Here is a 17,381-nt window from a genome sequence, read left to right as displayed (position 1 = left end):
TTTTACAAAGAATAGTGCTAAGCCTTGTAATCCCAATATGAAGTTTTGTCAAATAATAAAGTGCGTATAATATCTTAAAATGTATGTCCTATTTACTGTTTGTATTACCAGAAAAATAATCACAAATCGTCAGATACCACCATTTTTAAACTTCAAAACCATACCTTCGTTTTCCCCTGCCTTTTAAGTTACTTTTACCAAATCACCATGGTGTTATGGATGTATGGGCTAAACATAATGTTCCAAATTATGTAAGTGGAGAAGGGGATACCCCAACTGTAGCGCCATTTAACATTGCGAGTCTAAAGGATAAACTAAGCCAAGCTATGGTCATTGGTGCACTGAAAAATAAATATGCTGATATGTTGAGATATGTATTTTATAAAAAGCTGCACGAAGATCGTCAACTAGGTGGAGAAGTAATAGAAGTGAAAATGGAAGACACCGAAAAACAGCAGCAATTACTTGCAGAAGGTTGGATTGGGACGAGTATTTTGCTAAAAGAAGATGTTTGGTATGTGGCTTATGAGGAAAAAGGGACGTACTGATAAAGTGATGGTGAACGAGGACTGTAGACAAAATCTCAAAACTGAGAGAAGTCTACAGTCTTTTTTTCTTAAAAAAGCACCTATTTTAAATGAGACCACTGAAGGTTACATGCAAAATAGGTGCTTTGAACATTAAATCTAATTAATTATTTTTTTTAGTTCATTGTATTTTTCAATCATTTTATTTAAATTTTGTGTTCTAGAATCTTTTTTTCTTAAATCTAAAAATTCTTGTGCACTTAAAAGTATTTCTTGTAAAAAACTGGTTTCTATACATATTCCTTTAGAAGGTTCATTTTTTATATTACTCATAATATTTTTTGATGAAAAAACTATTAAATCTTGAGGTTTCGTTTTGATTCTTTTTATAGACCATTCCAAACCATTTTTTGATAAAACTGTTTTTCCGGAACCGTCATTTTTTAAGTAATCAATAGTCATTGTTAAGAAACCGGTCCATAATAAGTTTAGATCGTCCCAATCTAATAATGAAGTAATTTGAATGGAGTCAATTTCAATAACTATGGCACCGTTTAAAAAATGTCCCTTACTTTTAGTTAGATTTTTTTTTAGGATGTGAATTGTGTTCTTGTTTTTTATATTAATAAATTCATTTTGAAGTTGATCTATTTCATTTGAATAATGGTTTAAGGACTCTAATGCAATATATGAATCAATTTTAATCATTTATCTGTAGCTACAATCCTAAAGAATAAAATGTAGTAATTCGGTTATGAGATACTACTAATCTATACTCTTGTCCATTTATATATACATCGATTGTTCCGTACCCATTAATGTCAATTTTATGTCTATTTTGGTTTAATATTTGAATCATCTGTGATCTAAGTTGATATGAAGTGATGCTAGGATTGAAAAGAGTTTTTCCAGTTGCACCTGTCCAATATTCTGGATGATGATTTTGTAGGATATGATCCATACTGCTTCTTTGTAAAACAACTGTGTTACCATTTCCAACATTTACAGCAGCAGGTTGAAAATCATGAGTGTGGTCTTGTGATTTTTTCGCTGGTTGTTTTTTGAATATTTTTGTTCCGAATTTAACAACAAAAATACCTCCAACTATCACGACTCTTGCTATTGTGCCCCATAAGTATGGTTGTTGTCCTGTAAAATCTTCTTTGTTGATAATATTAGATGTATTTTCTTCATCATAGATAACCCCTGGGTCAAGGTCTATATATTCGTAAACTTCGTTTGAATCTTCAGGGGAAACTGGTACTTGATCATTAGTATTTTCGAAATTAGTATTTTCCCATTGAACTGATTTCCAATCAAAATTTTCACCGTTAGGAGCATTATTAATTTTTTCTTCGTCGGTTGTGATATTGTTGGCTAAAACTACGTTGCTACTTAATGAGCTAAATACTAAAGCGAAACATAAGTAAGAAATTAAAATGTACGTAAATTTTTTCAAAATAAAATACCTCCTTTTGTAGTTAAAGACAATTATTGCATTAATCACAAAAAAGTAAAGTTTTGTATTTTCTTATTTTTGTAAACTAAGAGGATTTTATTTGTATATCCTCAGAAAAAAAGGTTCTGATTCTTGGACCTTTTCTTGACCATAAATTTTCTGGGGAGATTAAACTTCTTTTTAACGAGTACCTCCACAATTAAAACGCCAATTAGTAAAAGACAATAGATGAAGATTAATAACCAAAGCATAGATACTCCTCCTAATGTGAAAGGTTCCAATATTTCAATTAATTGTATTATTTTTATGAAAATACTTCCAATTGAAATAAAAAGGTTTCTATTACTTCCGTGCTTCCTCCTATTCTAGTTTCTAAAAGTTCAGTCATTTGTATGAGGTCGAATCAAGACCTATGGCTGAATGCAAGATAAGAAACTTAATCTATAGTAAGAGTAATCAGAATACTATAGAGGGAAACTTTGGATAAAAGTTAACTCCACATTAAAGGGGTGCACTACATGAAAAATTTATATAGCGATTCTCGCTTCCGTTTAATTATTTTCGCAAATATTGCTTCATCGATTGGATCAGGCATAACGATGATTGCAATACCATGGATGCTCGTATCGAGTAATGATGGAAATGCGGTGTTCGGGTATGTAACGATATGCATGACAATAATTAGTTTTTTAATTACCCCATTGATAGGTAATTTAATTGATAAAATGTCTCGTAAAAAGTTACTTTTAACTAGTAAAATAGTGAGTCTTGTCGTGTTATTACTTTTTTCATTAATTGGATTTGTTGGTCTCACATATGAGGTGTGGCATTACATAATCATTTATATAATAGGAAGTTTATATTACACGATTTTTTACCCTACTATGTTTGCTTTAAATCAAGAAGTCTTTAACAAAGATCAATACAAATCTTTAAATGGAACAATGGAAGTTCAGGGGCAACTCTCCAGTGTAATTGCAGGAGCTTTAGCAAGTATCTTACTATCTAAGTGGGATTTGCAATATATATTGCTATTGAATGTATTATCTTACGGTACAGCAATTTACTTTTATGTAAAAATCCCTTATGTGAGGGTTAAAGTTAGTAGTGTTAAGGAAACTACCAAGTCAAAAGGTACTGACGGCTTAGTGTATATACTGAAACGACCAGCAATGTTCTTATTTTTACTTTTTTCCATGATGCCATTCATTGGGGTCATGGTCACAAATTATTTATTTCCCGTATTTTTAGCAGATGTGCTACAAGTTTCTGGTAGCTTCTATGGAATTCAAGGGATGATTTATGGGGTAGGTGCAGTCGTTGCGGGTATAATCGTGCCTATTATTGCGAGCAAGCTGGGGAACGAAAAGACAATAGTTTATGGCGTGATTATTTACACCATTGCGATTTCATTGGTAATCGTTTCTAATTTACCGATTTTCCTATCACTTATGTTTTTTATAGCTCTAGGAAATAGTGGGGCGAGGGTAGCGAGGAATTCATTTTTAATGGATCAAATACCTAATGAGTTAATTGGAAGAATCGATAGCTTGTTCCGAACAATCGGTTTACTATTCAGGATTGTGTTGCTTTCCATCTTTACCGGAATGGTATCTGCAGGATTAATTGTTTACTGTTTTATAGCCCTTAGTGGAGTGTTAGTGGTAGCTTCTATTTTCGTCATTTATTCTTGGAAGAAGGACTTTAGGATAGATAAAAAAGATTTGAAGATTGTCGTTGGCAACTGAAAAAAGATCCAGCGGACGTACAACAGGCCACTGGATCTTTTCTTTGTTTACACTTCCTTGTTAGCAGGTTCTTCTTCCTTGCTTTTCTTTAAAAATACATCGTATAAAGACTTTAATGTTTCGGCTTTCAGCTCAATATTACTTTCGTGCGCATATTTTACCGCATAACCGAGTGCAACAGTTGTCGATCCGGCAACACTTGCCCCAACAACGGATCCAGCTCCGGGAACAAGTTTAGAAATTTGGCGGAAGATTGTTTTGCCGATGTTGCCTACAATCGTTGCGATAATAAGTTCTTTTGCGTTGTCTTTCGAGATCGGCTTATCATAAAGGGTAGACAGTTTTAACATTAAAGCGACTTGAATACCAGTTAGGGGGATGAAGTCAGACCCAGGTATTGGTGATGCTCCAACGACTGCAGATGAAGCTCCAGCAGCTAAAATCCAACGAGTAGCGATGGAACTTTTGTTTTCCATATGCATAGCCATCAGAACATCTTTAGACTTTTTTTCAAGTATATCGAGTAATTTGTTTTGCAATGTCTCGATATTTTCCCCTGTACGTGATGAAATTGGAACGACAGGATATAAAGAGTTAGTATGATGTTGTATGTATGTCACGCTTTCTTGTATATCATCTGCGGCATCGATTTTGTTTAGGACAATTATAATATCTTTGTTTATCTTTTCAATTTGGCGCAGATTATTTAATTCATTTTCGGACAAAACAGTACCTGCCGCATTTAAGAAAAATAATATAGCATCGCATTTTTTGTAGTAATTTTTAGTTACCTCTGAATTTTCCTTATAAATATCATCAAGTCCAGGTGTATCTGCAAATACAATATTTTCTTTGTACGCATATTCTTTTATTTCGGTTGTTTCTCCTGGTTTTGCCCCGACACTTGCTAGATTTTCCTTCATCAATCTGTTAATCGTTGAAGATTTTCCCGCATTTACATCACCTACCATGGCAATAACTATTTTTTGGGTAAGTTGAGAAGCATATTCTTCCGTTTTTTCATTGAAGATTTTATCGAACGCTATGTCGTCAAAATTTTGTGTAGTCATTTTTTGCACTCCCATTCCATTAACGAATTAAAAAATATCGATATTTCGGTTAACTATATCATTTATGATGAGATATTCCTAACTTTAAATTGGAATATTCACACAGTTTTTCGAGTGTATAATAGATTTTTTTTGAAACCATTTCCGCTTTAATCCGTATACTAGCTAAGTAGAACATGAGAAAGAAGGATGAGCGAAATGGCATTTGTATTTATTATTTCGGCCGTTGTAGCAGTTGTTACTGCATTATTGGTTGTGCCGCTGACAGCTAAAAGGAAGGATTTGATATCTTCTTTAATTAGTTTAGCGATTTTGACGTTTATTGTACTAGCAATAGTCTATTATGTAACGAATATTGATCGAAATTGGACGGCTTTATGGCCTTGGCTTGTAGTTGCAACACTAGTAGGGACAGTATTTTCAAAAGGGACAGAACAAAAGGCAAAGGGAATTCTTTTTTTAGGAAGCTTAGTGGTTGCGATCTTTATGCTTTCAGCTCCTGTTTGGAATGCAAATGAAAAATATGACGTAGCAAAAATGGATGAACAAGTAGAAATTAAAGCGTTCGATGAAACGAAAACGCCAGCAAGTGTACCACCAAAATTTGTTCGAAATAAAATGAAAAAAGCATTCGGGCAAGTGCCTAATACTAGTTACTATGAGCTAGGTAATTTACAAATACAAAAAGTAAAAGATGAGTACGTATATATTGCGCCAGTAGAGTTTTCTGGATTTTTCAAATGGTGGAATGGAGATGTCACCCCTGGATATTTTACGATGAGTGCAACAGATTCGTCGGATAATCCAAAATTCGTGAAAGAAGAGATGACGTATACGCCATCCTCTTATCTTCATAAAAACTTAGAAAGACATATGCGTATGAAGAATCCAACAAAGATTTTTTACGGGAAGCCGCAGCTTGAAATTGATGAAGATGGAAAACCATTTTATATTCGTTCATACGGGCAATTTATTTCAGCTCGAAATGGTTTTGAAGTAGAAGGGATTGTTGTAGTTGACCCAGCTACTGGTCAAACGGATTCCTTTAAGATTGCGGATGTTCCAGCGTTTATTGATGGAGCAGTATCACCTGAAACAGTAAGCTTACAAAACAGCTATTACGGGAACTATATACATGGTTTTATCAATAGCATTATTGGGAAAAAAGACGTGAAACTTCCATCAGATGAAGGAACGGAAGCGAATGTTAGTCCAATTTTTGCGGAAGATGGTAAAATGTATTACTTTACAGATTTCACAAGTCCAAAAGAAGGTGTCGATTCCATGTTAGGCTATTCTTTAACAGATGGTCGCACAGGTGAAGCAACTTATTATACTGGTAACTTAGAGGATTCTTATATGGATTCCCAAGGGGCTCTTCAAATTATTGAAAAGAAATTTATCGAGAAGAAATGGCAAGGGGAAATGCCTGTATTGTATAACTTCTATGGGGAGGCAAGCTGGTTAACGCCAGTGCTCGATTCGAATGGATTTTTACAAAACTATTTCATCGTATCAGCAGCTAACCCGGAAATTTCTGTGTACGGAAATACACCAAACGAAGCATTGAAGCTATATAAAACAGCCATTCAACGCGGTGGAAGTTCAGTAGATGGCAGTTCAAATGCAGAAGAAAAGTCTGTATCAGGAACAGTTGCACGTGTATTTAAAGAACGTGTCGGGGACTTTACACAGATTTCATTCTTGCTCGATAATAAAGAAAACTACATCGTATCGACAGAAGTAGCTCCACTTGCTATTTATATAGAAGAAGGAGACATTGTGCAGGTCAAATTCTTAAATACAGGCGAGTTATTCCTACCTGTTAAAGAAGTGAAGATTAACGGAATCGAAAACAATTAAAACGAAGGCTATCCTAGAATTTTATTAGGATAGCCTTTGTTGTACATAGAGAAAAGTAATTTTAGAAAAATCCAATCTTTCATCGTTTGAGAATCGTTTAGTATATAGGAAAGGAGTCGAGCTTTTATTGAACATTCATGACTTAAAAGAACTAATGCTTCAACAAACAGAGCCCTTAATACGTATTGCTTATTACTATGTGAAGGATCTTCAAGCGGCAGAGGACATTGTGCAGGAAGTATTCATAAAGTTTTATCATAATCAGCATTATTATGAAGAACGTGGTGAGTTAAAAGCTTTTTTAACAAAAATGACTAGTAATAAAAGCAAAGACTACTTAAAAAGTTGGACGTATAGAAAAGTACAACTACAAAACAAATTATTTTCACAAGCGGCTAAAAAACAGGTGGATGAATTGGTTAGAAAAGTCGAGCAAGCAATTATCGGCGAAGCAATTCTTGAATTACCTTTAAAACAGCGAGAAGTTCTTATTTATTTTTATTTTAATGAGATGACTATTATGGAAGTTGCACATATTTTATCTATTCCAGAAAGTACAGTAAAAACACGATTAAGGCGTGGGAAAGAGCTATTAAGAGATGAACTGAAAGGAATAGAGTGGGAGGTGCTTTTAAATGAATAGCTATATGCCTAATGAGGTGAAAGACTTAACGGATAGTAAACAACGCGTTATGCAAAATGTAGTAAATGACATAGAAAATACCTCCAAAAGCCCAAAACGTCCCAAACGCAAATGGCGATATATAGTCATAGTCGCTGTTGTAACAATGAGCGCAATGCTTTTTGTCTTAAATGAAATCGTGATTGAAAATGAACAACATTCTGCAACTGAATTTGCTTTAGATTTAACGCAGCCTACATTATCAGAAAAAGAGGGGTTATTGTATCTTCATGGAGTAACATTAGGTGATTCACAAGCAGAAGTAGTAGAACTTTTAGGTGAGAATTATGCAGTAGAGGATTACGAGGATGGCAGTGTAGCAGATTTCATATTGGATTACGGTGGCAATGCGAGATTCTATTTTTATAAAGATAAATTAGATTCAATTATATTTATGAAAGTAGACGCAAATTACTTTGATACATTATTTAAAGAGTACGCTGGAGTTAAGTTTATTTCTGGTGATCATCGTTTTATCTACTCTAAAGAAACTTCTCATATAATAAAAGCAGAATACGATCCTGACGGAAATCTTCACGTATCTCTCAGCCATGCTGGCCCAGATCTCGCAGAAAATAAAGAGTTTCTAGAATTGGAACAGAGTATGTTACAAGATTCTCCCGAATATGTAGCTAAGAATGAAGGGGAACTATCTGCTCAGGATTCTGAAACGGCTTATGAAATGTGTGTGAGTGCGCTGACTGACTATTATAAAGCTGTCTGGAATGGCTCGGATATTGAATTAGATACATTTATCAATAACAAATACCTTAAACAGTACATGCAAAAGAAAATTCAATCCCAATATGAGTTGTATGGAAATTTTAATGATAAGGTGCAAAGTATTGAGATTGGTGCTTGGGAAGTGGAGTATATTGCTGATGTGGGTGGTGGCTATCTCTATTTACATTTACCAGTGGAAATTAATAAAACTGTAGGTAGTTATGGTGAAGGTACTGAATTTCTCGTACGTAATGCAAACGGCAAGTTAGTCATTGTTGATTGGTATACTGGTGCAAAAGATAGTTATGATTTCATGGTGCGTGGAGAAGATCTGACGATTGAAAACCCTAATATTTGGAATGATAGTGAATGGGTAAACAAGTTAAATAATAAACAGATTGAATTTTCAGGCTCAACTCGATAGTTATTAACACATTTTGGGTGCCAGGAACCAACGTTGTTCTGAATAGTTTGGGTTCCTGGCATACTATCTACTTATCTAACGAATATAATTCGATAACTTTTTCGGCTGAAATATCATTTTCAAACAAAATATATCTACTATATACTTCGGCATAATTTAATTTCTCTTCGATATTATCTACTAATTCATAAATATCGAGAATTTTAACTAATTTCACAGTGGTTACCCCACCTAAAGCATTAGTATATGTCAAATCTTTAAATTGTTCTGCAACTAATCCATTAATATCTTCAATTTTATCTGCTTTTATTATATTAATAGTTTCTTCAAATGTTTTATCAGGAATATCCTTCGGTGAAGATATATATTCAAATAATAGTTTTACAGAAAAAATATTATACATAAAGATCACCTCTACTTTATTTTTCCATTTAAGATGCTAGCCCCCACGCAATTCTACTCAACCCTCAACTCGACTTTTTCTTCATATTCTCCTGTTTTAGTTTGCCATTTAATTTCTACATAAGCGTGATTTAACGATATAATTGCTGCATCTATAGCTGGAGGGTTATTACCACTGCTCAATCCAAAATCTATAGCGGTTTGATTTTCTTGAGGTTTAACTTCTCCACCACGTCCGCCTTCATCGGTAACTAACGAATAAGTGACGTAAAGAAGTTCTTCATCCCCTGTATATTCAATTCCTCCTTTTTTATAGAGGTCGGAATCGGTTACTTCGTATATTAGATGTACTTTCCAATGTTCGCTTTCGCCAGCAGCTCGAATGGTTTCTTGCCCAGAACAACCTGTTAATAAAACGATAACGATTAAAAGTAATGCATTTAATTTATACATGAAATTCTCCTTTCCGCGCACATTTGAATATTCAATTAATTTAATTGTACCATTAAAAGTATAATTTTCCACAATAGAGAGAAAACGAAAAAACACCATGTTATAATCAAATTATCTAAAAAAGAAGATGAGCCAACCAAAAGAGGTGATTTCTTGAAAATCAATTATTTAACAATAGGTGAAGTGGCAAAGCTAAGCAATCTATCGATTCAAACTTTGCGTTACTATGATCGAATCAATTTATTTAAACCAATAGAAATTGACCCGAAAAACCAATATCGATATTATCAAAGTAACCAGTTATATTACTTAGACCTTATTAAGTCATTGAAATATCTTGGTCTATCGTTAGAGGAAGTTAAATCTGTTTTAACACTGAGTCCGACCGAGTTGGTTGCTTATTTAGGCGATCAAGAAAATCGAATTGATCAGGAATTTCAAAGGCTAGCTGCAACGAAAGAAGTGTTGCAGCGGAAAAAGGAGCAAATGCAGTCATTTGCACTGGAGTCTAGCAGGATGAATGTATGTGTGAAGAACATGCCAGCTCAAAAAATAGTGAAAATAAAAACGTCCAATATTACAGGGGATGACATTCCTAATAAGGAATATGGACGTATTAGTAAAGCGATAGAAGATATGGGAAGTGTATTTGATACGTTGTATGGTGGTGCTTATGTATTAAAAAGCTATGAGTCACTAAGTGACATCCATTACGATTACTTGTTTACTCATTTAGTAACAGACAAAGAAATTGACATTCATTTAGAGGATGTAGAAATTAGTTCATTACCTGCGGGAGATTATCTCAGTATTACTTTTGTGATGAAGAACGATGCGTATGAAATTTGTTATCAGAAATTAATGGATTATATGGAGCTACATCATATAGAAGTGGAGCCAATCGTTTATGATATTTGGATGCCGACTAATTTTATTGCTTCCAAAGAAAATGAATTTATAGTAGAACTGAAAATCCAAGTTCAAGCTGCTTGACCCTATAGTTACTATAGGGTTTATTTTTATTAACAGAAACGGTTTATTTTTAGCTGGTTAATAAGGAGTATGAATATGGTTGTAGAAAAAAGTGGTTTGAATAAGACGATATATTTAGCGCTAGTGAATTTATTTATTGTATTTTTAGGAGTAGGACTAGTTATACCAGTAATGCCTACATTGATGAGAGAAATGGGCTTAAGTGGCTCAACAATGGGCTATTTAGTAGCTGCTTTTGCGTTTGCTCAATTACTAATATCTCCTATAGCGGGTAGATGGGTGGATTCTTTCGGTCGGAAGAAAATGATTGTCATTGGTATGTTCATTTTTGGTCTATCCGAGTTGCTTTTTGGTTTTGGGAAAGATGTCACGGTACTGTATATTTCAAGAATGTTAGGCGGGATTAGTGCGGCATTCATCATGCCGGCAGTGACAGCTTTTGTAGCAGATGTTACTTCGTTGAGAGAGCGGCCAAAAGCGATGGGATATGTTGCGGCAGCCATTAGTACAGGTTTTATCATCGGTCCGGGGATTGGTGGTTTTTTAGCAGAACATGGCACGAGAATTCCCTTTTTTGCTGCGGCAGCACTAGGCTTTTTAGGGGCTATTTTCTCGATTGTTATATTGAAAGAGCCTAAAAGACCTGAAGTAAAAGAAAAGGGTACGGATAATAAAGTAGAAAAATCTGGATTCCGTAAAATGTTGGAGCCGATTTATTTAATTCCGATGATTATTATTTTGGTATCAAGTTTTGGGCTGGCGGCATTTGAAACGGTGTATTCCCTTTTTGTCGATCATAAATTTGCATTTACTCCAAAGGATATTGCAATCATTATTACAGTTAGTGGTATTTTGGGTGTTATTGCGCAGCTTTTATCTTTTGATCGAATTGTTGGTAGAATTGGTGAGATTAGACTAGTTCAAATTTGTATGGGAGTATCTGTCGTATTTATTTATGCGATGGTTCAAGTGTCAGCATATTGGTCGATATTGCTTGTAACTTTTGTGATTTTCTTAATGTTTGATTTAATACGTCCTGCGTTGACGACGTATTTATCTAAAATTGCTGGAAATGAGCAAGGGTTTGTAGGTGGTTTAAACTCTACCTTTACGAGTATAGGGAATATTATTGGACCTGGTATTGCGGGTGTTTTATTTGATGTGCATATCGACTATCCTTATATATTAGCTATGTTTATACTTGCGATAAGTTTTGGTATTACATTGTTTTGGAAAGAACGCAAAATCAATTAAGGGATAGGTGATAGGATGAAAGTGTATATCGTTACTGGAACAACGAGTGGAATTGGTTTAGAGCTTGCTACTCAGTTAGTAGAAGCGGGTCATACTGTATATGGGATTGCGCGAAGAGAAAACGATATTGCTCATCATCGCTATCATCATATTTTGTTGGATTTGGCGGAAACTTCAAAGCTTGCAGATGTGATGGATGAAATAATAAAAGGCACTTCTTTGGAGGCAGATTCTTTCACGCTTATTAATAATGCAGGGATGATTGAGCCGATTGGAATGGTAGGGGAAATAGATAGCGAACTCATGGTGAAAAGTATTGCAGTTAATTTGACAGCTCCTATGGCGTTAACAGGAGCTTTTATAAATGCTTTATCTGAAAAGGAACTGACTAAAAAAGTTATTCAAATTTCTTCTGGAGCAGGTCGCAAAGGTTATGAAGGATGGAGCAGCTACTGTGCTAGTAAAGCTGGACTCGATCGATTTACAGAGGCGGTTAGTCTAGAGGAATTGAAAAAGCCAAATGGCGTACGTTTAGTTTCCGTCGCTCCAGGAATTATCGATACAAATATGCAAGGGGAAATTCGTCAATCGACAGCAGACGAGTTTCCGTTAGTGGAACGTTTCAAAGAATATAAAGCATCGGGGCAATTAAGTACTGCACAGGATGTTGCGAGCAAGCTAATTGCATTTTTCGAAAGTGATCAATTTGATACAGCTGAAGTTTTAGCTGATTTGAGGAATCTTTAAGGGAAGTCGTTTTGTCTTTTTGGGAAAATCCTTTACAATAGAACATAGAGTATTCGATTGTGAAATGGAGGACTAGTTGTGCCTGAAGTAGCAGCTTTACAAAAAGAAGCGATGGACATGTTAAAAAAGACAAGTAGAACATTTTATATCCCAATAACTTTTTTAGAACCAAAACTAAAAAAGGCGGTTGCTTCTGCGTATTTATGCATGCGTGCAATAGATGAAATAGAAGATCATGAAGCATTGGAATCGCAAGAAAAACAACAGTTATTGCTTGCAACTAGCAAAATGCTTTTAAAGGAATTTGATACAAAAGAATATGAGCAACTTGTAGAGCCATATAAAGACATACTACCTGCAGTTTCCTTGAGATTGGGAGATTGGCTAGCTATTTGCCCAACTGATTTAGTGGCAAAAGTGAAAGAATCCACAAGTGAAATGGCAGAAGGAATGGCTAAGTGGGTAGAGAAAAACTGGCAAGTAAAAACGAGAGAAGATCTCGATGAGTACACGTATTATGTGGCAGGCCTTGTTGGCGTGATGCTTTCAGATTTATGGAAGTGGAGCGCGGACATTGATACGGACCGTGAGCTTGCAATTGCATACGGGCGTGGACTTCAAGCAGTAAATATTTTGCGCAATAAAGACGAGGACAGTGAACGAGGAGTACAGTTCTTCCCAGAAGGCTGGACTAAAGCTGACATGTTCGAATATGCAGAAGGTAATTTAGCGAAGGCAGACGAATACATTAAAAGTATTGATCGTAAAAGTATCGTATTGTTTTGCAAACTGCCACTCGCACTTGCACATAAAACATTAAAAGCATTGAAGAGTGGTAAAGAAAAAATGACCCGTGCCGAAGTCGAAGCAACTGTCGAAGAAGTAAAGGCAGAGGTTTAAAACGTCCCTGTGTTGAAAACAATTTTACACGGTTCTGACAATAGACTACAATTTAGAAAGCAGCCGAATGAATAAAAATCGGCTGCTTTTTTTGGTGTCTAAGCTACATTTTTATGAAAACGACCATTAAATACATACATTAAAGTAATGAAGATATAAATTGCTACCGTAATCGATGTGATGATGATAGATGTAGTGAAAACAATTCCGATAAAGATTGCACATAATGCAATAATGGCAGCCCAAGTTGTATAAGGAAACCATTTCACCGAATAGGCACTTTTTTTCTCAGGTTGGATTTTGCGAGATTTTAGATGAGCAATTGCGATGATTAACCAGATGAACAACACTGTATACCCTAGCGAACCCATTAGAAACTCAAACGTTTTACTTCCAGCAAATAAAGAAATTAGTACACCAACATACAATGCAGACGTACACATTAATATTGCATAAGTTGGAACTTTCTTTTTCGATAAATGAGAAAATATTTTAGGAATACGCCCGTCCATAGCTTGTGTATACAGAACGCGTGATGAGCCATATAATCCAGAATTCATCGATGAAATAATTGCGAGTATGACAACCGCGTTCATAATATGGTCAGCACCTGGGATTCCAATCATTTTAAATACCATGACAAATGGACTTTCCGCAACCTCATTTACTTCATACCAAGGAATTAAACTAACGATAATGAAAAATGGTAGCAAGTAGAAAGAAATGATTCGGACAAGCGTACTGCGAACCGCTTTTGGAACGACCTTCTCAGGATTTTTCGTTTCTGCTAATGTAATCCCGATAATTTCAGTACCTCCATAAGAATAGATGACAACAAGCATTGCAGCTATTAATCCGGATGGTCCATTCGGAAGGAATCCACCGTGGTCGGTTAAGTTGGAAAAGCCGACTGCTGTGTGACTACCGAAGTTTACTAGTAATAATAATAACCCTGCTATGATAAACACCACAATAACGGTAATTTTAGTCAACGCAAGCCAGTACTCAGTTTCGGCAAAAACTTTAACGGATAGTAAGTTAATAGCTGTTACCAATACAGAAACCGATAAAGCAAGTATCCAAATTGGGTAATCTGGTAGCCAATACTGGATGAAAATAGCTGCAACGACAGATTCTGCAGCAATATTTAATACCCACATTTTCCAATAGATCCAATCTAGAAAATAAGCGGGATAGTTTCCTAAAATTGATTGAACTAAATCTCTAAAAGTTCTTGCACCACTATTACGGACCGCCATTTCGGCTAGACCTTGCATAACAAATAAAAGAATAATACCACCGATCAAATATGCGATAAGTACCGCTGGACCAGCCATATCAATGGCTGCACTACTCCCTTTAAATAGACCTGCACCAATTGCACCGCCTAAAGCCATCATTGTAATATGACGTGAAGTCATTGTTCTCTGTAATTTCTGGTTGTTTTTCTCCATGCCATTTCCTCCTTTAACGAAAAAAAGCATACCGTCTCTTCCTTCATAATCAAATGAAAGAAGAGACGATATGCCTTAAGCTACCGCGGTACCACTCTAATTGGTTCTTCATGAACCCTACTTTAAAACCTTGTAACGAAGGTTAATCGTTAAAACAAAAGGAATAGACTATCTACTCTGTCTGCTTTACCACTCCTAGGCAAGTTCAAAGTATTATTGGACTGCGTTGCACCAACCCGCAGCTCTCTTTACCGAATAATGTACTTTTACTACTCCTACTCATTGCGTTTGTAAAAATGAATCTGAATTTCTGTAATATCGAACACTATACGGACTTGTTCGGAAACTGTCAACACCTTATTTCGGAATAATTTTTAACTTCCATTCAAAAGAGGTTAAATTTCCTACGACAAAGCAGGTGTATTTAGAAGGACGTCGAAGTAGTACAAGCGGGAGCATAAAGGGGAGAAATTTAGTTGAAAAAAATATTATTAGGTTTAGTTATTACTTTGTTAATGTTTTTTTTATTCCAATACCAAGCACCTATTATGGGTACGGAAGAAGTTGTAGCTAATTTAGAAAAACAGTTGCAGCATCCACCGAAAGAGTGGGAGAAGTCATTTTCTCATTTTAATGTAAAGGAAGTTTCTGCTGAAAATATTAGTTTGAATTTAAGCCCAAAGAAAGGGTTTTGGAATGAGTTAACAAATAGGAAGCAATGGGAAGTTAATGTAAAATATAACGGACTTGAAGCGACTATAGTTATCGATGCATACACAGGAGAATATGCAGATTTATATGGACCTCTAAATTAGTGAAATGTGACACCCTACATGAAGCAGGAATATTAGAGGAAATGTCGAAGTACATAGTATAAGTAAAGGAATACCGATATAAAGAGAATGAGGTGCTGATTATGGAAAGAACGGCAGAAAAAAATGAATTGTGGGAATGGCTGAAGACTATAGGTATTGCGATTTTATTGGCATGGGGAATCCAATCTTTCCTATTTTCACCGATTAAGGTTAGTGGTGCTTCTATGATGCCGACATTTGAAGATGGAGACAAAGTAGTCGTGAATAAGATTAGTTCGAAATGGATGGAGCTAGATAGATTTGATGTAATTGTATTTGAATCGAGTGAGGATACTCATTATATTAAACGTATTATTGGGGTTCCGGGAGATCACATTGCCTATAAAAATGATGAGCTGTTTATTAATGGTGAGAAATACGAGGAGACTTATCTCGAAGAATATAAAAAAGAATTAAAAGGTAATAGTAAACTTACGGGAAACTTTGTGTTGGAAGAAAGTTTAGGTGAAGCAGTTGTACCAGCTGGACACTATTTTGTTCTAGGGGATAATCGTCTGTACAGCAAAGACAGCCGCGATCCGGACGTTGGATTTGTGTCAGCGGATAAAGTATTAGGTACTGCAAAAATAGTTATTTGGCCGATGAGTAATTTTGGGGTTAATAAGTGACTAAAGTAATGAAGTCTTGATGAAAAATCCTCTTAAGTCGTTCGAGACTTAAGAGGATTTTTCTATAGAAGGGAGAAAAAATAGCGAATCGCAAGTTCATCTATCAGAATCGGAACATCACACACGAGAATTGCAAATTTGCCCAATTACATTTGCGTTATCATAAAATAATACGTATATTCACCGCGATTTTTTTACGAACTATTAACATTTGTCAGTATTGCGATTACTGAATTTAGTTTATTCTTTAATGGAGTGTATATAAAAGTGCTCAAAAAGGAGAGGAAATATGAAAAGAAAGCTATGGAAAGAAATAATGGTGGTGGTTTTGTTAGTTTCTACTATATTGTTCTTTTCACCAGTTGCTTACGGAGAAACAACTTCCGTCCACCAGTCGATTGATGCAATAAGAATGGAAATAAAAAAAGCAACTTTGTATTATGTAGAACCGGCCCAAAAAGGAGAACTTGTATCGAGTTCTTTGCTTGACGTAGTGCTAAGCAGTGTAAAGAAAAATTACCAAGAAACAAGAAAACTCATTCTGGCATCTAATCTGTCGGAAAAAGAAAAGCAAGTGAAGTTGAAAGAAATTGAGGCACTATATGATGAGAAAATAGTTAGAGGGCTTATCCCATACATCGATGCGTACAACTACGCTACGAAATATTTAGAGCCTTTACTAAAAGAAATAAAAGAAGCAGAAGCGAAGAATGACTTCTTAGCAGTCGAAAAAGCGTATCACAAACTTTCGGTCCAATTAAAATCAAGAACGTCTATTTTGTATCGCTTCACAGGTAAAGCACCTCGTGATCTACTGCTATTGAAGTATAAAAAGCCAGCAGATGCAAAACGTACCGAGCTGATCGTCCCTGTAACTATTATAATGAATCTAACAAATGCACAACAGTTACTTCTTGTAGGAAAAAAAGACGAAGCGATAAAAACGATTGAAGATATTCCATCTTTAGTCGCCAAACTATCTAGAACAAATCTTTTCCATCAAGCATTAATAAAAGAGTTGGAGAGACTTCAAGCAATTGTGTTACCAAAACCAGTGGTACCGGTAACACCACCATCAACAGATAGCGATGAGGATAACAGTGGATCGTCCGAAACTTCTGCACAGCGAGCATTACGCTTGGCAAAGACAGATGCGATAAAGGTGTTAACAGATTATAAAGTGGAAGCAGACTATAGTG

17 protein-coding genes, 1 pseudogene and 1 other annotated feature are annotated in these 17,381 nt (G+C 35.3%); of the genes and pseudogenes, 12 read left to right on the top strand and 6 right to left on the bottom strand.

Annotated elements, in window-relative coordinates; all coding sequences use genetic code 11:
* Positions 1–194: 194 nt before the first annotated feature.
* Positions 195–284 (top strand): annotated as a pseudogene (locus tag RUH95_RS17980) (sugar-binding protein); the annotation flags it as partial.
* A gap of 402 nt (positions 285–686) precedes the next feature.
* Here the strand turns inward: RUH95_RS17980 and RUH95_RS17975 are convergent.
* Both RUH95_RS17975 and RUH95_RS17970 read right to left on the bottom strand, forming a co-directional pair.
* Positions 687–1,235: a hypothetical protein gene (locus RUH95_RS17975; RefSeq protein ID WP_313894280.1), complete on the bottom strand. Its 549-nt coding sequence runs from the start codon at positions 1,233–1,235 to the stop codon at positions 687–689.
* Between the two features lie 10 nt (positions 1,236–1,245).
* Positions 1,246–1,986, bottom strand: a complete 741-nt coding sequence (locus RUH95_RS17970; protein ID WP_313894279.1) for a hypothetical protein — start codon at positions 1,984–1,986, stop codon at positions 1,246–1,248.
* Between the two features lie 518 nt (positions 1,987–2,504).
* On the opposite strand from RUH95_RS17970, the gene RUH95_RS17965 reads away from it, so the two are divergent.
* Positions 2,505–3,734, top strand: a complete 1,230-nt coding sequence (locus RUH95_RS17965) for an MFS transporter (RefSeq protein ID WP_313894278.1) — start codon at positions 2,505–2,507, stop codon at positions 3,732–3,734.
* Positions 3,735–3,781: 47 nt separating this feature from the next.
* Here the strand turns inward: RUH95_RS17965 and RUH95_RS17960 are convergent, their stop codons facing one another.
* Positions 3,782–4,804, bottom strand: a complete 1,023-nt coding sequence (locus RUH95_RS17960; protein ID WP_313894277.1) for a GTPase — start codon at positions 4,802–4,804, stop codon at positions 3,782–3,784.
* Positions 4,805–5,002: 198 nt separating this feature from the next.
* Here RUH95_RS17960 and RUH95_RS17955 point away from each other — a divergent pair, with 198 nt between their 5' ends.
* From RUH95_RS17955 to RUH95_RS17945, 3 genes are all read left to right on the top strand, one after another.
* Positions 5,003–6,667, top strand: a complete 1,665-nt coding sequence (locus tag RUH95_RS17955; RefSeq protein WP_313894276.1) for a hypothetical protein — start codon at positions 5,003–5,005, stop codon at positions 6,665–6,667.
* Between the two features lie 127 nt (positions 6,668–6,794).
* Positions 6,795–7,310 (top strand): sigma-70 family RNA polymerase sigma factor, encoded by a 516-nt coding sequence (locus RUH95_RS17950; RefSeq protein ID WP_313894275.1) that lies wholly within the window; start codon positions 6,795–6,797, stop codon positions 7,308–7,310.
* Positions 7,303–8,496, top strand: coding sequence for a hypothetical protein (locus RUH95_RS17945; protein ID WP_313894274.1), 1,194 nt, complete (start codon positions 7,303–7,305; stop codon positions 8,494–8,496). The genes RUH95_RS17950 and RUH95_RS17945 overlap by 8 nt, the downstream gene beginning before the upstream one ends.
* A gap of 67 nt (positions 8,497–8,563) precedes the next feature.
* On the opposite strand, the gene RUH95_RS17940 is transcribed toward RUH95_RS17945, so the two are convergent.
* Together RUH95_RS17940 and RUH95_RS17935 are read right to left on the bottom strand one after the other, a co-directional pair.
* Entirely contained in the window at positions 8,564–8,899 is a 336-nt protein-coding gene (locus RUH95_RS17940) for a DUF4288 domain-containing protein (protein ID WP_313894273.1), read from the bottom strand.
* A gap of 53 nt (positions 8,900–8,952) precedes the next feature.
* Positions 8,953–9,351, bottom strand: a complete 399-nt coding sequence (locus tag RUH95_RS17935; RefSeq protein WP_313894272.1) for a hypothetical protein — start codon at positions 9,349–9,351, stop codon at positions 8,953–8,955.
* Between the two features lie 153 nt (positions 9,352–9,504).
* Here RUH95_RS17935 and RUH95_RS17930 point away from each other — a divergent pair, with 153 nt between their 5' ends.
* The 4 genes from RUH95_RS17930 to RUH95_RS17915 all read left to right on the top strand — a co-directional run bounded on the left by RUH95_RS17930 (position 9,505) and on the right by RUH95_RS17915 (position 13,245).
* Positions 9,505–10,344: a MerR family transcriptional regulator gene (locus RUH95_RS17930; RefSeq protein WP_313894271.1), complete on the top strand. Its 840-nt coding sequence runs from the start codon at positions 9,505–9,507 to the stop codon at positions 10,342–10,344.
* A gap of 75 nt (positions 10,345–10,419) precedes the next feature.
* Complete coding sequence (locus RUH95_RS17925) at positions 10,420–11,598, top strand: MFS transporter (RefSeq protein ID WP_313894270.1); 1,179 nt, start codon at positions 10,420–10,422, stop codon at positions 11,596–11,598.
* Positions 11,599–11,613: 15 nt separating this feature from the next.
* Positions 11,614–12,345, top strand: a complete 732-nt coding sequence (locus tag RUH95_RS17920) for an SDR family NAD(P)-dependent oxidoreductase (protein WP_313894269.1) — start codon at positions 11,614–11,616, stop codon at positions 12,343–12,345.
* Between the two features lie 78 nt (positions 12,346–12,423).
* Positions 12,424–13,245: a squalene/phytoene synthase family protein gene (locus tag RUH95_RS17915; RefSeq protein ID WP_313894268.1), complete on the top strand. Its 822-nt coding sequence runs from the start codon at positions 12,424–12,426 to the stop codon at positions 13,243–13,245.
* 98 nt (positions 13,246–13,343) lie between these two features.
* On the opposite strand, the gene RUH95_RS17910 is transcribed toward RUH95_RS17915, so the two are convergent.
* On the bottom strand, positions 13,344–14,699 hold the full coding sequence (locus RUH95_RS17910) for an amino acid permease (protein ID WP_313894267.1): 1,356 nt from the start codon (positions 14,697–14,699) through the stop codon (positions 13,344–13,346).
* Between the two features lie 58 nt (positions 14,700–14,757).
* Positions 14,758–14,991, bottom strand: a binding site (T-box leader).
* 184 nt (positions 14,992–15,175) lie between these two features.
* Between RUH95_RS17910 and RUH95_RS17905 the strand changes: the two genes are divergently transcribed.
* The 3 genes from RUH95_RS17905 to RUH95_RS17895 form a co-directional block, all read left to right on the top strand.
* Positions 15,176–15,514 carry a hypothetical protein gene (locus RUH95_RS17905; protein WP_313894266.1) on the top strand — a complete coding sequence of 113 codons (339 nt, stop codon included), beginning with the start codon at positions 15,176–15,178 and terminating at the stop codon, positions 15,512–15,514.
* Positions 15,515–15,615: 101 nt separating this feature from the next.
* The gene (lepB, locus tag RUH95_RS17900) at positions 15,616–16,182 is read left to right on the top strand and encodes a signal peptidase I (protein ID WP_313894265.1); all 567 of its coding nucleotides are present in this window, start codon (positions 15,616–15,618) and stop codon (positions 16,180–16,182) included.
* 289 nt (positions 16,183–16,471) lie between these two features.
* Positions 16,472–17,381: hypothetical protein (locus RUH95_RS17895; RefSeq protein ID WP_313894264.1), on the top strand; the 910-nt coding region annotated here is incomplete at its 3' end.

It is taken from the genome of Psychrobacillus sp. (assembly GCF_032154225.1).
Lineage (GTDB): Bacteria > Bacillota > Bacilli > Bacillales_A > Planococcaceae > Psychrobacillus.
This window is presented reverse-complemented; position numbering and strand designations above follow the sequence as displayed.

Excerpts from the sequence above, each read along its gene's own strand:
- RUH95_RS17975 (WP_313894280.1), bottom strand. The coding sequence starts at position 1,235 with ATGATTAAAATTGATTCATATATTGCATTAGAGTCCTTAAACCATTAT.
- RUH95_RS17965 (WP_313894278.1), top strand. The coding sequence starts at position 2,505 with ATGAAAAATTTATATAGCGATTCTCGCTTCCGTTTAATTATTTTCGCA.
- RUH95_RS17960 (WP_313894277.1), bottom strand. The coding sequence starts at position 4,804 with ATGACTACACAAAATTTTGACGACATAGCGTTCGATAAAATCTTCAAT.
- RUH95_RS17955 (WP_313894276.1), top strand. The coding sequence starts at position 5,003 with ATGGCATTTGTATTTATTATTTCGGCCGTTGTAGCAGTTGTTACTGCA.
- RUH95_RS17945 (WP_313894274.1), top strand. The coding sequence starts at position 7,303 with ATGAATAGCTATATGCCTAATGAGGTGAAAGACTTAACGGATAGTAAA.
- RUH95_RS17940 (WP_313894273.1), bottom strand. The coding sequence starts at position 8,899 with ATGTATAATATTTTTTCTGTAAAACTATTATTTGAATATATATCTTCA.
- RUH95_RS17935 (WP_313894272.1), bottom strand. The coding sequence starts at position 9,351 with ATGTATAAATTAAATGCATTACTTTTAATCGTTATCGTTTTATTAACA.
- RUH95_RS17925 (WP_313894270.1), top strand. The coding sequence starts at position 10,420 with ATGGTTGTAGAAAAAAGTGGTTTGAATAAGACGATATATTTAGCGCTA.
- RUH95_RS17920 (WP_313894269.1), top strand. The coding sequence starts at position 11,614 with ATGAAAGTGTATATCGTTACTGGAACAACGAGTGGAATTGGTTTAGAG.
- RUH95_RS17910 (WP_313894267.1), bottom strand. The coding sequence starts at position 14,699 with ATGGAGAAAAACAACCAGAAATTACAGAGAACAATGACTTCACGTCAT.
- lepB (WP_313894265.1), top strand. The coding sequence starts at position 15,616 with ATGGAAAGAACGGCAGAAAAAAATGAATTGTGGGAATGGCTGAAGACT.